We start from the raw sequence: 16,090 nt of genomic DNA on the forward strand, positions 1-16,090 counted from the left end.
GATTACGCCAGAGTGATCAGAGAGTCGCCTACCTGCACGGTATCACCCTCTTTCACATCTACAGAGACCACAGTACCTGATTTCGCAGCACGAACTTCAGTCTCCATTTTCATCGCTTCCAAAATCACCAGAACTTCGCCTTCCTGAACAGCCTGACCAGCACTCACCTGTACTTTCCAGATGTTACCTGCCAACGGAGCTGGAACAGACTCGCCTGAGCCGGCTGCAGGGGCCGCTGGAGCAGCGGCTGGCGCTGCTGGAGCAACAGCGCTGATATCGCCGCCTTCAGTAACCTGAACAACGTAATTCTGGCCGTTTACAGTGATAGTGTAGACCTGCGGTCCAGTGTTTTTAGGTGCAGACATAGCGCGTGCGTCCTCTAAAGTCGGTACGGGTTCAAATGCGTCGGGGTTACCGCGATTTTCCAGGAATTTTAAGCCAATCTGAGGGAACAGAGCGTAGGTCAGAACGTCATCAATCTCTTGTTCCCCTTGCTCTAGGGAGATGCCCTTCTCAGCGGCGATACTCTTCAGTTCATTAACCAACTTGTCCATTTCAGACTCGAGCAGGTCAGCGGGACGGCAGGTAATAGGTTCGCCACCATCAAGAACTTTAGCTTGAAGTTCAGCATTGTACGGCGCAGGCGCCGCGCCATACTCACCCTTAAGGATGCCCTGAACTTCTTTCGATATCGTTTTGTAACGCTCACCCACCAGGACATTGATCACAGCCTGAGTACCCACGATCTGTGATGTCGGGGTAACCAGTGGGATGTGTCCAAGATCTTCGCGAACGCGAGGAATCTCAGCAAGTACCTCATCAAAACGGTCAGCCGCACCCTGCTCTTTAAGCTGGTTTTCCATATTAGTGAGCATGCCACCTGGGACCTGAGCCACCAAAATACGGCTATCGGTTCCCTGCAAAGAACCTTCGAACTTCGCATATTTCTTACGCACAGCACGGAAGTAAGCAGCGATGTCCTGCAGTGCTACCAGATCCAGACCCGTGTCACGATCGGTACCAGCCAGAGCTGCAACTACAGACTCAGTCGCTGTGTGGCCGTAGGTGCCAGACATTGACGAGATAGAGGTGTCCACGCGATCCACACCCGCTTCAACCGCCTTAAGAATTGTCATATCAGACAGGCCCGGTGTTGCGTGAGCATGGAACTGAACTTCGAGGCCGGTCTGGGCCTTAAGTCGAGAAATCAGATCAAACGCATCGTAAGGCGCGAGAATACCTGACATATCTTTGATAGCGATCGAATCAACACCAAGGTCTTCGAGCGACTTAGCAAAATCTACCCAGGTATCAACTGTATGTACCGGACTCGTGGTGTAAGAGATCGTACCCTGAGCATGTTTACCGGTTTGCTTGACCGCCTTGATAGCGCGCTCAAGGTTACGCGGATCATTCATCGCGTCAAAAATACGGAAAACATCAATACCGTTATGAGCTGCACGTTCAACAAACTTATCTACCACGTCATCAGCATAGTGACGGTAGCCGAGAAGGTTCTGACCACGAAGCAACATCTGTTGCTTTGTATTCGGCATAGCCGCTTTAAGCTCGCGGATACGAGTCCAAGGATCTTCGCCAAGGAAACGGATACAGGAGTCAAAGGTTGCACCACCCCAGCTCTCAACTGACCAGTAACCAATTTTATCGAGCTTCTCTGCAATAGGAAGCATATCGTCGAGGCGCATGCGTGTGGCAAGCAGAGACTGGTGGCCGTCGCGCAATACAACGTCCGTAATGCCCAGTGGCTTCTTCGCGTCAGACATAATAACTTGATCTCTCTATATTACTTTGAACGATGGTGATGCATGGCAGCCGACAAAACGGCAAGCAACTCATCTTTGTTCTGACCAGCAGCAACCGGAGCTGCTGGTTTTGCTCTCGGTAAGACCACAGGTTCAGGGATGAACTTAGTCACAAACTTGGACATCAGGCTGGTCGCAAATACCAGCAGTGTAAGGAATACAAACACAAAGCCCATACCAAAGCCCATTAACGACAGGCCCTCAGTCAGCAGGTTTTCCATCCCAAACTCCTCTCTTACCCTAACTTATGGTCTGCGCGCTGAGCAGACATTTACTAAATAGAATTAAAATTCCATCTTTGGAATATTTATCCTTTTACCGGCGCGTTGCACTTTATCCCACATGCACACCTAATTCGCAAGCCTACATAAGGACTAATTAGTTCTATAAATGTCGGAAATATTACATTTTAAAAAGTGACCATTTCGCAAATGCACAATCTGCGCGGACTCTGCAGCCCTCTACCGCCTGCTCAGTTCAACAAAAAGCGACACACTCAATAATTGAATATATCTCAACTTTTCCTTGGAGGATCTCCAGTAAAGAAATAGAGCACATTTAGAACCACATAAACCTTATGTAAGCGCTTACATGTGAACTATAATGATGAGTAGCCGGGGTTACAACACTCTTTGTAAACTCTGGAAAAAGTTTTCATTTCTCGACCTAACTCGGGTAACAGGTACAGTAGAGCGATGTTGAAAATAAAATTGAACAACCCAGACGCTGCTCAGCCAGTTATCACTCATTTACGACAAGCAATATTGAATAACTGCTCATTTGTTGTTGGCCTGGTAAACGAGAACACTTGTCATGATTTGAGACAGATCTGTAAGACGATGGGGCTGATTACTCACTTTGTAACCGGCAGGACCGGGTATAACGAGACTTACTATGGTGTGATTGTTTCAACTGAGGGCCCATTAGAGTCCGGACCCACTGACATGATCGAATTGGACTGTTATTTTTCGGAGAAGCCGTTTAAGTTTTTGTCTCGGGAAGATGCAACCAAGGTGTGGCCCCACGAAACACTTGAGGATCGCGTGATTGATGTGTGCCTGGCTGCGATTACAGGCTTCGCAGTGCCTACCTCAGCTGAGCTTTTTGAACCGAGAGAGAAGACTTAAACGCGTGACAGAGTCGAACGGGCACCTGGAAGCGGCTGGGCAAGCCAGTTCAACAAAAAAGCCACCTTATAGGTGGCTTTTTTGTTGAATATGGCGCGCCCGGCACGATTCGAACGTGCGACCGCCTGGTTCGTAGCCAGGTACTCTATCCAGCTGAGCTACGGGCGCTTGGTATAACGGGTGCGATTTTGCTGAAATGGCGCGCCCGGCACGATTCGAACGTGCGACCGCCTGGTTCGTAGCCAGGTACTCTATCCAGCTGAGCTACGGGCGCTTATTCAGCATTTCGCTGTTGCTGTTTTTGATCAAGATTGGCGCGCCCGGCACGATTCGAACGTGCGACCGCCTGGTTCGTAGCCAGGTACTCTATCCAGCTGAGCTACGGGCGCTTAATCTTGATGGCGGAGCGAGAGGGATTCGAACCCTCGATACGCGTAAACGTATACACCCTTAGCAGGGGTGCGCCTTCAGCCACTCGGCCACCGCTCCACAACAACGGCGCGTATAGTACAAGACCGTCTTAGAAAGTTAAAGCACTTACTCTCGAAAACTGAGGAAATCTGGGGAAAAGTTTACGACGAAGCCTCGTTTGGCTCACTCTCCTGCTGAATGCGCAGGTAAATCTCTTCTCGGTGGACGCTTACGTCCTTAGGTGCGTTAACACCAATACGAACTTGATTGCCTTTGACACCTAAGACAGTCACGGTAACGTCGTCCCCTACCATGAGGGTCTCTCCGACACGACGCGTAAGAATAAGCATGATCTCTTCCTTAAATTCCGTTTAAACCTAACTGCGGATTAGCATCAATGTTCGAGTTCACTCTTCCTACGTGAAATCCTAGCTCAAACCTAAGTAACTGCAGACTGATATTTACTATAGACCAGTCTGCAGATTCTGCTTAGCCTGTAACAGTATCAGATTTATCCAAGTCAAAGGCAGAGTGCAATGCACGCACTGCTAGCTCCATGTACTTCTCAGACATCACAACGGAGACTTTGATCTCAGAGGTAGAGATCATCTGGATATTGATGTTCTCGTCAGCCAGAGTCGTGAACATTTTGCTCGCAACACCTGCGTGTGAGCGCATACCCACACCGACAATCGAAACTTTCGCGATCTTGTTGTCGCCTACGCACTCGCGACCGCCCAGCATCGCGTTAACCTCTTTGAGGATCGCGAACGCCTTGTCGTAGTCATTACGGTGCACAGTGAAAGTGAAGTCAGTAGTTTGATCAGCAGCCACGTTCTGGACGATCATATCCACTTCAATGTTTGCATCACTGATTGGTGCAAGAATGCGTGATGCAACGCCAGGCAGATCGGGCACACCCATCAGGGTCAGTTTCGCTTCATCGCGGTTAAACGCGATACCAGAGATAATTGGCTTTTCCACTGTATCTTCTTCCTCTGTACTAATCAGCGTACCGCCACCGTCTTGGAAGCTCGAGAGCACTCGCAGGGGTACTTTATATTTTCCCGCAAATTCGACTGAACGAATCTGCAGTACCTTCGAACCGAGACTTGCCATCTCAAGCATCTCTTCGAAAGTGATCTTATCAAGACGCTGCGCGCTCTCGACAACGCGCGGGTCGGTTGTGTAAACGCCATCAACATCGGTGTAGATCTGACACTCATCCGCTTTTAGCGCAGCTGCAAGTGCTACACCGGTAGTATCCGAACCACCACGACCCAGAGTGGTGATATTCCCCTCTGCGTCCATACCTTGGAAGCCCGCAACTACCACTACGCGACCCGCATCCAGATCCTGGCGCATCAGGTCGGTTTGAATGTCTTCAATTCGTGCTTTGGTATGCGAACTGTCCGTTTTAATCCGCACCTGCGCACCGGTATATGAACGCGCATCCAGACCTAGGTTTTTCAGCGCCATACTCAGCAGTGAGATAGTCACCTGCTCGCCGGTCGAAACCAACACGTCATACTCGCGTGGGTCAGGGGTCTCTTGAATCTCTTTCGCCAGACCGATCAATCGGTTGGTCTCACCGCTCATCGCAGAAACAACAACAACGATATCGTGGCCCTGATCGCGGAAGCGCTTGATCTTCTCGGCTACCGCCTGGATACGCTCAACCGTACCAACCGAGGTGCCACCATATTTCTGTACAAATAAAGCCATTCCCTAATATTCCTTCTCAGCTGTTCGGTCGCGTTAGACTGCTGCGCGCACCAGCGCTTCAACACTTGCGATCGCTGCTGGCAGTGCCGCAGGATCTGTACCGCCACCCTGCGCCATATCTGGACGACCACCACCCTTGCCGCCAACTTGGGCTGCAAGATTACGGATCAAATCGCCCGCTTTGACACGATCAGTCAGGTCTTTGGTTACACCAGCAACCAAGCTTACTTTTTCGCCATCCTCTGCACCGAGTACAACCACACCTGAACCCAACTTATTCTTCAGCTGATCAAGCATATCGCGCAGGGATTTTGCGTCCGCTCCTTCGATCTTAGTTGCAAGCAGTTTAATGCCATCGATCTCAACTACAGAAGAGATCAACTCTCCACTCTGAGCGCTGGCAAGTTTAGCGTTGAGACGCTCGATCTCTTTCTCCAACGAACGATTGCGTTCGTTCAGAGCACGGTATTTATCAACCAACGAGTCACGACCCGATTTCACCATACCGCCGAGTTCACCGAGCAACAACTCACTCTGGCTGAACCACTGCATTGCCGCTTCGCCAGTGACCGCCTCGATACGACGCACGCCGGCAGCGATACCGCTCTCTGAGACAATCTTCATTAAGCCGATATCACCCGTGCGCTTGGCGTGTGTACCACCACAGAGTTCGGTTGAGAAACCATCACCCATACCCAGGACACGAACCATATCGTCGTATTTTTCACCAAAGAGCGCTGCAGCACCTTTAGCCTTTGCGGCTTCGAGCTCCATAATTTCGGTCGTTACCGCTGAGTTCTTACGAATCTCGTCATTCACCATCTTTTCGATAACAGCCAGCTCCTGCGCGGTTACTGCTTCGAAATGGGAGAAGTCAAAACGCAGACGCTCTGGATCACAGAGAGAGCCCTTCTGCTGCACATGATCGCCGAGCGTGCGACGCAGGGCTTCATGCAGCAGGTGGGTTGCAGAGTGGTTAAGTGCCGCTGCCTGACGCTTCTGCTTATCAACTTCGGCTACCAGCGTTGCGCCAACTTCGATAACACCCTCAGTCACCGTACCCTGGTGCAGATGGTTACGACCCTCTTTGGTACAGTCCGTCACCGCAAACTGTCCGCGGTCCCAGCTGAGTGAACCCGTGTCACCGACCTGGCCGCCAGACTCGGCATAGAAAGGCGTGCGTTTGAGAACGACGATGCCACTCTGACCGGCACTCAGTTGCTGTACTGATTCACCCTCGCAAAGCAAAGCAGCGACTTCAACGCGGTCCTCTAAATGTTCGTAACCAGAGAACTCGGTCTCGCCATCGAGTTTGATCGCATCGTTGTAATCAACGTTGAAGCTGCCTGATGCACGCGCGCGCTCACGCTGCTCAGCCATCGCAGCCTCAAATCCATCCATATCGATGGTCAACTCCTGCTCACGGGCAACGTCTGCGGTGAGATCTACAGGGAAACCGTAGGTATCATAAAGTTTAAATACTGTTTCGCCGGGAATTACCTTGTCGCTCAAATTCGCGATTGCATCGGTCAGCAGCGCCATACCCTTATCAAGAGTGCGAGCGAACTGCTCCTCCTCTTTTAACAGAACGCGCTCAACCTGATCCTGCATTTTCGCCAGTTCAGGGTAGGCTTCACCCATCTCTGCAACCAGCGGAGCAACCAGCTTGTGGAAGAACGGCTCAGTTGCGCCCAACTTGTTACCGTGGCGGATCGCTCGGCGCATAATACGACGCAGAACATAACCGCGACCTTCATTCGATGGCGTAACTCCGTCGGTAATCAAGAATGAACATGAGCGAATATGGTCAGCAATTACACGCAGTGATTTGTTCGACAGGTCGTCAAAGTCAATCGTAGCTGCAGCCGCTTTGAGCAGATTCTGGAACAGGTCGATCTCGTAGTTAGAGTGGACGCCCTGCATAACTGCAGCAATTCGTTCTAGACCCATACCGGTATCAATCGACGGGCGCTCAAGTGGTGTCATCTCGCCATCGGCTGATCGGTTGTACTGCATGAATACAACGTTCCAGATCTCGATGTAACGATCACCATCCTCCTCAGGACTTCCTGGAGGACCACCCCAGACCTCAGGACCGTGGTCAAAGAAGATCTCAGTACACGGGCCACAAGGGCCAGTGTCACCCATCGCCCAGAAGTTATCTTCATCGAGTTTGGAGAAGCGCTCGGGATCTACACCGATCTCCTCTTTCCAGATTTTCTCAGCTTCACTATCACTGTGGTGAACCGTCACCCACAAACGCTCTTTCGGCAGGCCCAGTGTCTCTGTGAGGAATGTCCAAGCAAAACGGATAGCGTCCTGCTTGAAGTAGTCACCGAAACTGAAGTTACCCAGCATCTCAAAGAAGGTGTGGTGACGCGCCGTGTAACCGACGTTATCAAGGTCATTGTGCTTACCACCTGCGCGAACACAGCGCTGCGAAGTTGTCGCGCGGCTGTAGTTACGCTTATCGGTCCCAAGGAATACATCCTTGAACTGCACCATACCGGCGTTGGTAAACAGAAGGGTGGCGTCGTTCCCTGGAATCAAAGGGCTAGATGCAACAATTTCGTGCCCTTGTGATTTAAAGAAATCGAGGAAGGCGTTGCGAATTTCAGCGCTGCTCATCTGTTTCATAGCGTAAACCGAGTTCCTGCAAGTGGATTCATAAAATGGCGCAATAGTATACACCTCTATGCTTTTCGTTCGAATACCCTAATTGCAGGATTTAGCAGCTAAAACTCCTCTGGATCCTCCAGTTGATAGCGCATCGCATGATTGATCTCATCAAAACCAAAGCCGCGACCCGCCATATGCCGCATTCGCTTTGCTCGCTCTTTCTGATCCTGCGCAACGGTCTCGCCATAGCGCCTGCGGTAGTAATCCAGCGCCACCTGCTTAGGTTCAATATCTGTGGCACCCAGCGCTTCTTCAATCAATTGGTTGGAGACACCTTTCTGGCGCAGTTCAAACTCGATCTTGCGGCGTCCTTGACCCTGTTCAAAGCGCTGGCGCACCTGCGACTCAACGAATCGCTGATCGCTGAGATAGCCATCCGCCTCAAACTGATCTAGCACCTTCGCTGCGACTTCAGGCGGACACTCTCTTTGAGTTAATTTCTGCGCAAGTTGCGCCCTTGGATAGTCACGACGGGCCAATAGATCGAACAGATAGGAGCGTGCTTCGCTCTCTGTCTCGATTGCTCGTGAGGCTTTTGATCGCTTCGGCATCGTCATAAACACAACCTACTAAAACAACGACTCGATACACAGGCTATAACTGACTGCATTTCGCTTTCTTTGCTTGCAAAGCAAGCTCTAACGAAACAGGGGGCTCATTGAGCCCCCTGTTTAGATTATTTAGCTTAGAAGTCCAGCTCTGCATTGGACTCTTTCGAGTCTTTATCTGCCGGATCCTCTTTCACTGGAACGGATAACAGCTGCTTACGGATCTCAGTTTCGATCTCGTTGGCAATCTCTGGGTGCTCCTCCAAGAACTTAGCGGCATTCGCTTTACCCTGGCCGATCTTATCGCCTTTGTAGGAGTACCAAGCGCCCGCTTTCTCAACCAGTTTCTGCTGCACGCCCAGGTCAATAACTTCACCCATATGGTAGATACCCTGACCGTACATAATCTGGAATTCAGCCTGCCTGAATGGCGGGGCGACTTTGTTCTTAACGACTTTAACACGAGTCTCGTTACCGACAATCTCATCGCCCTGTTTTACCGCGCCCGTGCGACGAATATCCAGACGCACAGAACAGTAGAACTTGAGGGCATTACCGCCCGTAGTCGTTTCCGGGTTGCCGAACATCACACCAATCTTCATGCGGATCTGGTTGATAAATACCAGCAGCGTATTCGACTGCTTAACGGTACCTGTCAGCTTACGCAGCGCTTGGGACATCAAACGCGCCTGCAGGCCCACATGCGAGTCACCCATATCACCTTCAATCTCAGCTTTCGGCGTTAGCGCAGCAACCGAGTCGACGATAATCACATCAACCGCACCAGAGCGGGTCAACATATCGGTGATCTCAAGAGCCTGCTCACCTGTATCCGGCTGAGATACCAGCAGACTGTCGACATCAACACCAAGCTTTTCAGCATAAATCGGATCCAGTGCGTGCTCGGCATCAACGAATGCACAGGTTTTACCCTGACGCTGCGCTTGTGCAATAACCTGCAGCGTCAATGTCGTTTTACCTGAAGACTCAGGGCCGTAGATCTCTACGATACGACCAAAGGGAAGCCCCCCAATACCGAGCGCAATATCGAGGCCCAGTGAACCGGTAGAGACAGAGGGAATTGCCTCACGTGGCTGCTCGCCCATACGCATTACGGCGCCCTTACCAAACTGACGCTCAATCTGAGAAAGTGCTGCGTCTAGGGCTTTTTGTCTGTTTTGATCCATAACGGGCCTCACTGAAGAAGTACTGTATTAATAAACAGTATTAAAACAGATCTCTGAGATAATGCAAGCTAACGTAATGGAATGAGTGCTAATTTGTTTTCAACAACCCTTGCAGAGCTTCAGCAACCGCTTGTTTCCGAACAAATTTACGATCGCCGTCAAACAGAAATTTTTTTGCCGAAGTTTTTTCAGGCGTCATCCACGCGATCCAAACAGTACCTACAGGTTTTTCGTCGGAACCTCCACCAGGGCCCGCGACACCGCTTATCGCGACCGAGTATGAGGCATTTGAATTAGCACAAGCGCCATGCGCCATCTGCAGCACAACTGCTTCACTGACCGCTCCGTGATCAATCAACGTCTGGGCCTGCACACCCAACATTCGCTCCTTGGCACGATTTGAATAAGTCACAAATCCAGCATCAAACCAATTAGAGCTACCCGCCAAAGATGTCACTGTCTGCGCCACCCAACCGCCGGTGCAGGATTCAGCCGTTGCTAACACCGCACCCTGTGCCATTAACTGAGCACCTACCTCTTGCGCAATCGCCTCTAAATCCACCTTCAATCCCCTCTCAATTCGCGTAGAATTGCTGACACATTATCCAACAACCGATGAGCCGTCCAAGTTAAGCCGATGACCGACACAAGCAATCTCAGCCAGCATACTCCGATGATGCAACAGTACCTTAAAATTAAGGCGCAGCATCCTAATGAGTTTGTTTTTTATCGCATGGGAGACTTCTACGAACTCTTCTTCGATGATGCTAAACGCGCGGCGCATATCCTTGATATTTCGCTAACCGCGCGCGGAAAGTCCGGCGGCGAGCCCATCCCCATGGCTGGCATTCCGTACCACTCGGCGGATAACTATATTGCCAAGATCGTACGAGCCGGTGAGTCTGTGGCGATCTGCGAGCAGATTGGCGACCCTGCCACCAGCAAAGGCCCGGTAGAGCGTCAGGTTGTTCGTGTAATCACCCCTGGCACACTAACGGATGAAGCTCTGCTAGACGAGCGTCGCGATAATTTACTGGCGGCTATTTTTGTACAGAACAGTCGCTACGGTATGGGTGTCTTGGATATCAGTGCCGGGCGTTTTGTTGTGTCTGAACTCGATTCTGAGAATGCGCTGATCGCAGAGCTAGAGCGCATGAAGCCGGCCGAACTGCTACTACCAGATGAACTAGCCAACGCAGATTGGATCGACAACCTTAGGCGCACCGGTATTCGTCGCCAGCCCCCTTGGGCCTTCGAGCCACAGACCTGCGAACGCCTACTAAACGAACAGTTCAAAACGCGTGATCTCAGCGGCTTTGGCTGCGAGCAGATGCCGTTAGCCGTTGCCGCTGCAGGCTGCTTGATGCAATACGCCAAAGACACTCAGCGCGGAGCGCTGCCACACGTTACTCGATTGATGGTCGATAAAGCAGCCGAAGCCGTTCATATTGATGCTGCTACACGCAAAAACCTTGAACTGGACACCAACTTAACCGGTGGCAGCGACCATACTCTGATCTCAGTACTGGATCGCACTCAAACACCGATGGCAGGTCGCCTACTGCGCCGCTGGATCCACCAGCCACTGCGCGCCACTGTAGAGCTCATGCAACGCCAGGGCGCGATTGAGTGGCTACGCTCGGACTACCGCTTTGAGGATCTGCAACCCAACCTAAAAGCCATCGGCTATATGGAGCGCATCCTCTCACGCGTAGCGTTGCGGTCTGCTCGACCACGCGACCTTGAACGTCTAAAACACGCACTTGCGCAGCTACCGAGCATCCAGCTCTCTCTGCACGGCGCAGAGAGTGAGCGCATTCAGACCCTTGCAGCGGAGATATCCGAATTTCCGGAGCTAGCATCGTTACTTGAGCGTGCCGTAATCGATGGTCCACCGGTTGTTATCCGTGATGGCGGTGTCATCGCTGAAGGCTACGACAGCGAGCTAGATGAACTACGCAACCTCAGCGAGAACGCCGGTAATTACCTACTTGAGCTCGAGCAGAGAGAGCGTGAGCGCACGGGTATTTCGACTCTAAAAGTAGGGTACAACCGTGTGCACGGTTACTTCATTGAAGTGACCAAAGCGCAGGCGGTCGATATGCCCATCGACTATCAGCGTCGCCAGACACTCAAGAATGCTGAGCGCTACATCACGCCGGAGCTCAAAGCGTTTGAGGACAAAGCCCTGAGTGCTCGCAGCCGTGCTTTAGCGCGCGAGAAGGCACTCTACGACGAACTCGTTGAGACACTCGCAGCGCAACTTGGGCCACTACAACTTAGCTCACAAGCACTCGCGCAGCTCGATGTTCTGCAGAACCTTGCCGAACGCGCGACTACGCTAGATTACGTACGCCCAACGCTCGTTGATAAGGCGGAGATACTGATCACCGGCGGACGCCATCCGGTTGTGGAACGGGTTCTTGATACCCCCTTTGTAGCCAACGATATTAGCCTCAACAGCGAACAGCGGATGCTGGTGATAACCGGGCCTAACATGGGCGGTAAATCAACCTATATGCGACAGATCGCCCTAATTACCCTGATGGCGCAGATCGGCTCCTGCGTTCCAGCAACCGAAGCCCAGATCGGCCTGACTGATCAGATATTTACCCGCATGGGCAGCTCGGACGACCTAGCAGGCGGCCGCTCAACCTTTATGGTAGAGATGACTGAGACCGCTAACATTCTGCATAACGCCACAGACCGTTCGCTTGTGTTGATGGACGAAGTGGGCCGTGGCACCAGCACCTTTGACGGCCTCTCCCTCGCCTGGGCCGCTGCAGAGCATCTAGCACAAAAGAGCCTGTCACTGACGCTTTTTGCGACCCACTACTTCGAACTGACACAGCTTGCCGAGCAGAATCTAAGCGTAGAAAACGTTCACCTCAGCGCTGTGGAGCACAACGACCACATCGTCTTTATGCACGAAGTAAAACAGGGGCCCGCCAGCCAGAGTTACGGCCTGCAGGTTGCACAACTCGCCGGCGTACCACGCAACGTTATCCAATCTGCGAAAGCACGCCTAAAGCAACTGGAACAGGACTCGACGGCCAGCCCACATCGCCCGGCTGAACCCACCGCGCCGATGAGCCCGCAAGCCGATCTATTCATCACGCCAGTGCCATCCGAGTCGGATAATCGCCTAGCCCAGATCAACCCAGATGATCTGACCCCACGACAAGCACTTGAACTACTCTATGAGTTGAAGCGTTTAAATAGAGAGTAGTTTTTCTCTTTTTGGAGGGGTAATAGATGACCTACCTGGTAACCGAGAACTGCATCCGCTGCAAACACACCGACTGCGTCGACGTCTGCCCGGTAGACTGCTTCTACGAGGGGCCCAACTTCCTCGTAATCCACCCAGATGAGTGCATCGATTGCGGCCTCTGTGAACCTGAGTGCCCCGTCGACGCTATCTTGCACGAAGATGACCTCACGCCCGAACAGGATAAGTTCTACGCACTCAACCAAGAACTGGCCGAACTCTGGCCCAACATAAACCAGAGCAAACCCGCCCTCCCCGATGCCGACGAGTGGCAGGACGTTCCGGATAAACTCCAATATCTCGAGCGTTAATCGTCATAACGAATTTAGATAGATCACCTGGACCTCGGGGCTGGAAAGGGGTCTACCTACCCTTGGCGGTAGGGAACCGCCACGGAGCGATCAGGGATGACTCGAGCGAGTTGGTAGACCCCTTCCCAGTCCCGAATACAATCCACTACATTGCAGTCAAAACTGCAAACGAAAACGCCGGCATAATTGCCGGCGTTTTTCATTGATCCTCAATACCTCTAAAGACTAAACAGATCCTCTGCATTCAGCCCATTCTCTTCCAATATTTCTCGCAAGCGCTTCAACGCCTCAACCTGAATCTGACGCACTCGCTCGCGTGTTAGGCCAATCTCTCGGCCCACCTCTTCCAGCGTTGCCATCTCATGACCACGCAGACCGAAACGACGCGCCAACACATCGGCGTGCTTCTCGGGCAGCATATCAAGCCATTTATTGAGATTGCCGGTTATATTGTCATCTTGTAGACGCTGCTCTGGATCAAGGCCATCTTCATCGGCAATGGTCTCGACCAGCGACTTCTCGTTATCACCGCCCAGTGGGATATCAATTGAACCCACACGCTCATTCAGACCCAGCATCTTCTCGACATCAGCCACCGGCTTGCCAACATGCTCTGCAATCTCTTCTGGGCTCGGCTCATGATCGAGTTTCTGCGCCAACTCACGGGCGGCACGAAGGTAGACGTTAAGTTCTTTAACGACATGAATCGGCAGACGAATGGTACGCGTCTGGTTCATAATCGCGCGCTCGATGGTTTGACGAATCCACCAGGTCGCGTAAGTGGAGAAGCGAAATCCGCGCTCCGGATCAAACTTCTCTACGGCGCGGATCAAACCGAGGTTACCCTCTTCGATCAGGTCAAGCAGAGAGAGACCACGATTGATATAACGGCGTGAGATCTTTACCACCAGGCGCAGGTTACTCTCGATCATCCGCTGACGTGCAGGCACATCACCTTTTAACGCCAAACGGCCAAAGTAAACCTCCTCCTCGGCTGAGAGCAGAGGTGAGAAACCGATCTCGTTAAGGTACAGCTGTGTGGCATCGAGCGACTTAGCATTAACCAGATCCTGGTGCGCCATGCTGCCACGCCCCCGGCCTGAGTTTAGAAACTCCGGAGAACTGTCCTGAGACTCTTCGCCATCGTTGTCGCTGTCCTCAACATCATCGCTCGAGTCGTCATCGTCAACTAACTCGATGTCCTCATCGTGGCCAGCATTGGTTTTTGAGTTCATCTCTATCAGCCCCAAATATGCATGCGCAAAGTCTGAACACCTGCCTTGGCGAAATCAGATTTGAATTCCTATCGTTTCGGTAGATACCTTAAGGGATCTACCGGGCGTCCATCGCGGCGCACCTCAAAATGCAACATTGGCACGCTTGCTCCCGTATTACCTATTTCGGCCACAAGCTCGCCTTGTTTAACTTTTTGATTCTCGCGAACCAAGATACGGCTGTTGTGCGCATAGGCGCTCAAAAAGTCTTGGTTGTGGCTGATAATGACAAGGTTTCCGTAACCTAGCAAGCCACTACCAGCATATACCACCGTACCTTCAGCTGCGGCAAAAACAGGATCTCCGATCTTTCCAGAGATATCCAGACCCTTGTTTCCGCCCTCCGCAGACGAATACCTAGCAAGAACCTTGCCATCATGCGGCCAACGCCACTTAATGTTCGTTGCTGCAGCAACCTCTCCAGCTGCTGGGGTACTCCTAGGCTCAGAATTTACCACATTTTGAGAATTTTTCTTGGTTTTTGTCGGTACCTTTTGCGGTGCGACCGATTTTTGACCGCTAGGGGCAGGCTCGGTTTTAAGCACCTGACCTACAAAAATACGGTTCTTGTCACGAATATTGTTAGTGCGCTGCAGTTCGCGCGGATCCACACCTAACTTAAACGCGATACCAAAGAGCGTGTCGCCACTTTGAACACGGTACTCGCCCGCCGCCAATCGAGTCGGTTCAGGACGCACGCCCAGCGATTGATCAGACACCGGCGCGTAGCCAGTACTGCACCCGACCAAAAATAGAACGGCAAAAGCGAGAACCGGTCTAAGCATTTAAGCCTTAGCCTCTGAATTGCTCGATCCTCGATTACGATCCAGCGCTAACACCAGCAACGCACCCACTATTGCCAATACCGCGCAGGCAAGCGTTTGGGGATCGACTCCAGTGAGATCAAAAAACGCCTGGGGCGTAATATTCTGCTCAACAAGCGGCACCTTCTCCCCTTTTGAGTTTATCGTGTAGGAGAGGGTGTACTTCCAAGGCCAGACTTTATTCAAAGAGCCCAACAGGAAACCACCCAGCAGGGCCAGTGTTAATGAGTGATAACGGCTGAAGGCCCAACTTAGCACTCGAGTAAAACTGAGAAGGCCAAGGACACAGCCGAACGCGAAGAGCCCCATTGTCACAAGCTGCAACTCTTTAACGGCGGTCAGAATGGTTGAATACATACCTAATAACAGCAGAATAAAGCTGCCGGAGATGCCCGGCAGAATCATCGCACAGATAGCAATCATTCCGCTGATCACCACAAAGATCGGCGTCGCCTCAACAGCCGCTGGCGTCAAACTGGTAATGAGATAAGCGAAAAACGAGCCAGCAAAAAAGGTGAGTGTGCGAATAGACGTCCACTCTCCAACATGACGCGCAACAGACCAGACTGACGCCATAATAAGGCCGAAGAAGAAAGCCCAAAGCAGCACGGGGTGCTGATCCAACAGATAGAGAACGATATGTGCCAAGGTCGCCAAACTAAGACCGATCCCGGCCAGCAGGGTCACCAAAAAATTTCCATTAATGTGCTGCCAGAACGCTTTTAAACCTTGCTTAAAAAGCACCTGCAGGGCTTGCGGATCACACCGGCGGATAGAGTGAATCAACTCCTCGTAGATACCGGTAATAAACGCCACCGTGCCCCCTGACACGCCAGGCACAGCATCCGCCGCACCCATTAAAACGCCTTTAAGTAGGAGCCTCACATAGCCCCAAACTGATCGCTGCTGCACA

At 51.8% G+C, this 16,090-nt stretch carries 14 protein-coding genes and 4 tRNA genes; 3 read left to right on the plus strand and 15 right to left on the minus strand.

The annotated features are described in order from the left end of the window. Nucleotides 1–2 precede the first annotated feature (2 nt). Together oadA and AC1WNR_RS13560 are read right to left on the minus strand one after the other, a co-directional pair. A complete protein-coding gene (oadA, locus tag AC1WNR_RS13555) occupies nucleotides 3–1,784 on the minus strand; it encodes a sodium-extruding oxaloacetate decarboxylase subunit alpha (protein ID WP_481645028.1) in 1,782 nt (593 codons plus the stop codon). A gap of 20 nt (nucleotides 1,785–1,804) precedes the next feature. Further along, on the minus strand, nucleotides 1,805–2,044 hold the full coding sequence (locus AC1WNR_RS13560; RefSeq protein ID WP_481645029.1) for an OadG family protein: 240 nt from the start codon (nucleotides 2,042–2,044) through the stop codon (nucleotides 1,805–1,807). Nucleotides 2,045–2,518: 474 nt separating this feature from the next. Between AC1WNR_RS13560 and AC1WNR_RS13565 the strand changes: the two genes are divergently transcribed. Beyond that, nucleotides 2,519–2,950, plus strand: a complete 432-nt coding sequence (locus AC1WNR_RS13565; RefSeq protein ID WP_481645030.1) for a hypothetical protein — start codon at nucleotides 2,519–2,521, stop codon at nucleotides 2,948–2,950. A 91-nt stretch (nucleotides 2,951–3,041) separates the two neighbouring features. Here the strand turns inward: AC1WNR_RS13565 and AC1WNR_RS13570 are convergent. The 10 genes from AC1WNR_RS13570 to AC1WNR_RS13615 all read right to left on the minus strand — a co-directional run bounded on the left by AC1WNR_RS13570 (nucleotide 3,042) and on the right by AC1WNR_RS13615 (nucleotide 10,062). Beyond that, nucleotides 3,042–3,118 (minus strand) — tRNA-Arg (locus AC1WNR_RS13570). Between the two features lie 29 nt (nucleotides 3,119–3,147). Continuing rightward, nucleotides 3,148–3,224, minus strand: a tRNA-Arg gene (locus tag AC1WNR_RS13575). A 38-nt stretch (nucleotides 3,225–3,262) separates the two neighbouring features. Further along, nucleotides 3,263–3,339 (minus strand) — tRNA-Arg (locus AC1WNR_RS13580). A gap of 10 nt (nucleotides 3,340–3,349) precedes the next feature. Further along, a tRNA-Ser gene (locus AC1WNR_RS13585) sits at nucleotides 3,350–3,439 on the minus strand. Nucleotides 3,440–3,522: 83 nt separating this feature from the next. Beyond that, nucleotides 3,523–3,711, minus strand: a complete 189-nt coding sequence (gene csrA / locus AC1WNR_RS13590) for a carbon storage regulator CsrA (protein WP_481645031.1) — start codon at nucleotides 3,709–3,711, stop codon at nucleotides 3,523–3,525. 139 nt (nucleotides 3,712–3,850) lie between these two features. Beyond that, nucleotides 3,851–5,086: an aspartate kinase gene (locus tag AC1WNR_RS13595; RefSeq protein WP_481645032.1), complete on the minus strand. Its 1,236-nt coding sequence runs from the start codon at nucleotides 5,084–5,086 to the stop codon at nucleotides 3,851–3,853. A gap of 33 nt (nucleotides 5,087–5,119) precedes the next feature. Next, nucleotides 5,120–7,714 carry an alanine--tRNA ligase gene (gene alaS / locus AC1WNR_RS13600; RefSeq protein WP_481645395.1) on the minus strand — a complete coding sequence of 865 codons (2,595 nt, stop codon included), beginning with the start codon at nucleotides 7,712–7,714 and terminating at the stop codon, nucleotides 5,120–5,122. Between the two features lie 107 nt (nucleotides 7,715–7,821). After that, entirely contained in the window at nucleotides 7,822–8,316 is a 495-nt protein-coding gene (locus tag AC1WNR_RS13605) for a regulatory protein RecX (protein WP_481645033.1), read from the minus strand. 134 nt (nucleotides 8,317–8,450) lie between these two features. After that, complete coding sequence (recA, locus tag AC1WNR_RS13610; protein WP_481645034.1) at nucleotides 8,451–9,500, minus strand: recombinase RecA; 1,050 nt, start codon at nucleotides 9,498–9,500, stop codon at nucleotides 8,451–8,453. An 88-nt stretch (nucleotides 9,501–9,588) separates the two neighbouring features. Next, nucleotides 9,589–10,062 (minus strand): CinA family protein, encoded by a 474-nt coding sequence (locus AC1WNR_RS13615; protein ID WP_481645396.1) that lies wholly within the window; start codon nucleotides 10,060–10,062, stop codon nucleotides 9,589–9,591. A gap of 75 nt (nucleotides 10,063–10,137) precedes the next feature. On the opposite strand from AC1WNR_RS13615, the gene mutS reads away from it, so the two are divergent. Together mutS and fdxA are read left to right on the plus strand one after the other, a co-directional pair. Then, nucleotides 10,138–12,729 carry a DNA mismatch repair protein MutS gene (gene mutS, locus AC1WNR_RS13620; RefSeq protein ID WP_481645035.1) on the plus strand — a complete coding sequence of 864 codons (2,592 nt, stop codon included), beginning with the start codon at nucleotides 10,138–10,140 and terminating at the stop codon, nucleotides 12,727–12,729. Nucleotides 12,730–12,755: 26 nt separating this feature from the next. Beyond that, entirely contained in the window at nucleotides 12,756–13,079 is a 324-nt protein-coding gene (gene fdxA, locus AC1WNR_RS13625) for a ferredoxin FdxA (protein WP_481645036.1), read from the plus strand. Nucleotides 13,080–13,297: 218 nt separating this feature from the next. Here the strand turns inward: fdxA and rpoS are convergent, their stop codons facing one another. The 3 genes from rpoS to AC1WNR_RS13640 form a co-directional block, all read right to left on the minus strand. Then, complete coding sequence (gene rpoS, locus AC1WNR_RS13630; RefSeq protein WP_481645037.1) at nucleotides 13,298–14,314, minus strand: RNA polymerase sigma factor RpoS; 1,017 nt, start codon at nucleotides 14,312–14,314, stop codon at nucleotides 13,298–13,300. Nucleotides 14,315–14,382: 68 nt separating this feature from the next. Further along, entirely contained in the window at nucleotides 14,383–15,072 is a 690-nt protein-coding gene (locus AC1WNR_RS13635) for a peptidoglycan DD-metalloendopeptidase family protein (protein WP_481645038.1), read from the minus strand. A 66-nt stretch (nucleotides 15,073–15,138) separates the two neighbouring features. Then, a complete protein-coding gene (locus AC1WNR_RS13640; RefSeq protein ID WP_481645039.1) occupies nucleotides 15,139–16,089 on the minus strand; it encodes a polyprenyl-phosphate transporter in 951 nt (316 codons plus the stop codon). Between the last annotated feature and the right edge of the window lies 1 nt (nucleotide 16,090).

It is taken from the genome of Marinobacterium marisflavi, from assembly GCF_982447095.1.

Bases quoted from the DNA above. Each gene is read 5' to 3' on its own strand.
- oadA (WP_481645028.1), bottom strand. From the start codon at position 1,784: ATGTCTGACGCGAAGAAGCCACTGGGCATTACGGACGTTGTATTGCGC.
- AC1WNR_RS13560 (WP_481645029.1), bottom strand. From the start codon at position 2,044: ATGGAAAACCTGCTGACTGAGGGCCTGTCGTTAATGGGCTTTGGTATG.
- AC1WNR_RS13565 (WP_481645030.1), top strand. From the start codon at position 2,519: ATGTTGAAAATAAAATTGAACAACCCAGACGCTGCTCAGCCAGTTATC.
- csrA (WP_481645031.1), bottom strand. From the start codon at position 3,711: ATGCTTATTCTTACGCGTCGTGTCGGAGAGACCCTCATGGTAGGGGAC.
- AC1WNR_RS13595 (WP_481645032.1), bottom strand. From the start codon at position 5,086: ATGGCTTTATTTGTACAGAAATATGGTGGCACCTCGGTTGGTACGGTT.
- alaS (WP_481645395.1), bottom strand. From the start codon at position 7,714: ATGAGCAGCGCTGAAATTCGCAACGCCTTCCTCGATTTCTTTAAATCA.
- AC1WNR_RS13605 (WP_481645033.1), bottom strand. From the start codon at position 8,316: ATGCCGAAGCGATCAAAAGCCTCACGAGCAATCGAGACAGAGAGCGAA.
- recA (WP_481645034.1), bottom strand. From the start codon at position 9,500: ATGGATCAAAACAGACAAAAAGCCCTAGACGCAGCACTTTCTCAGATT.
- mutS (WP_481645035.1), top strand. From the start codon at position 10,138: ATGACCGACACAAGCAATCTCAGCCAGCATACTCCGATGATGCAACAG.
- fdxA (WP_481645036.1), top strand. From the start codon at position 12,756: ATGACCTACCTGGTAACCGAGAACTGCATCCGCTGCAAACACACCGAC.
- rpoS (WP_481645037.1), bottom strand. From the start codon at position 14,314: ATGAACTCAAAAACCAATGCTGGCCACGATGAGGACATCGAGTTAGTT.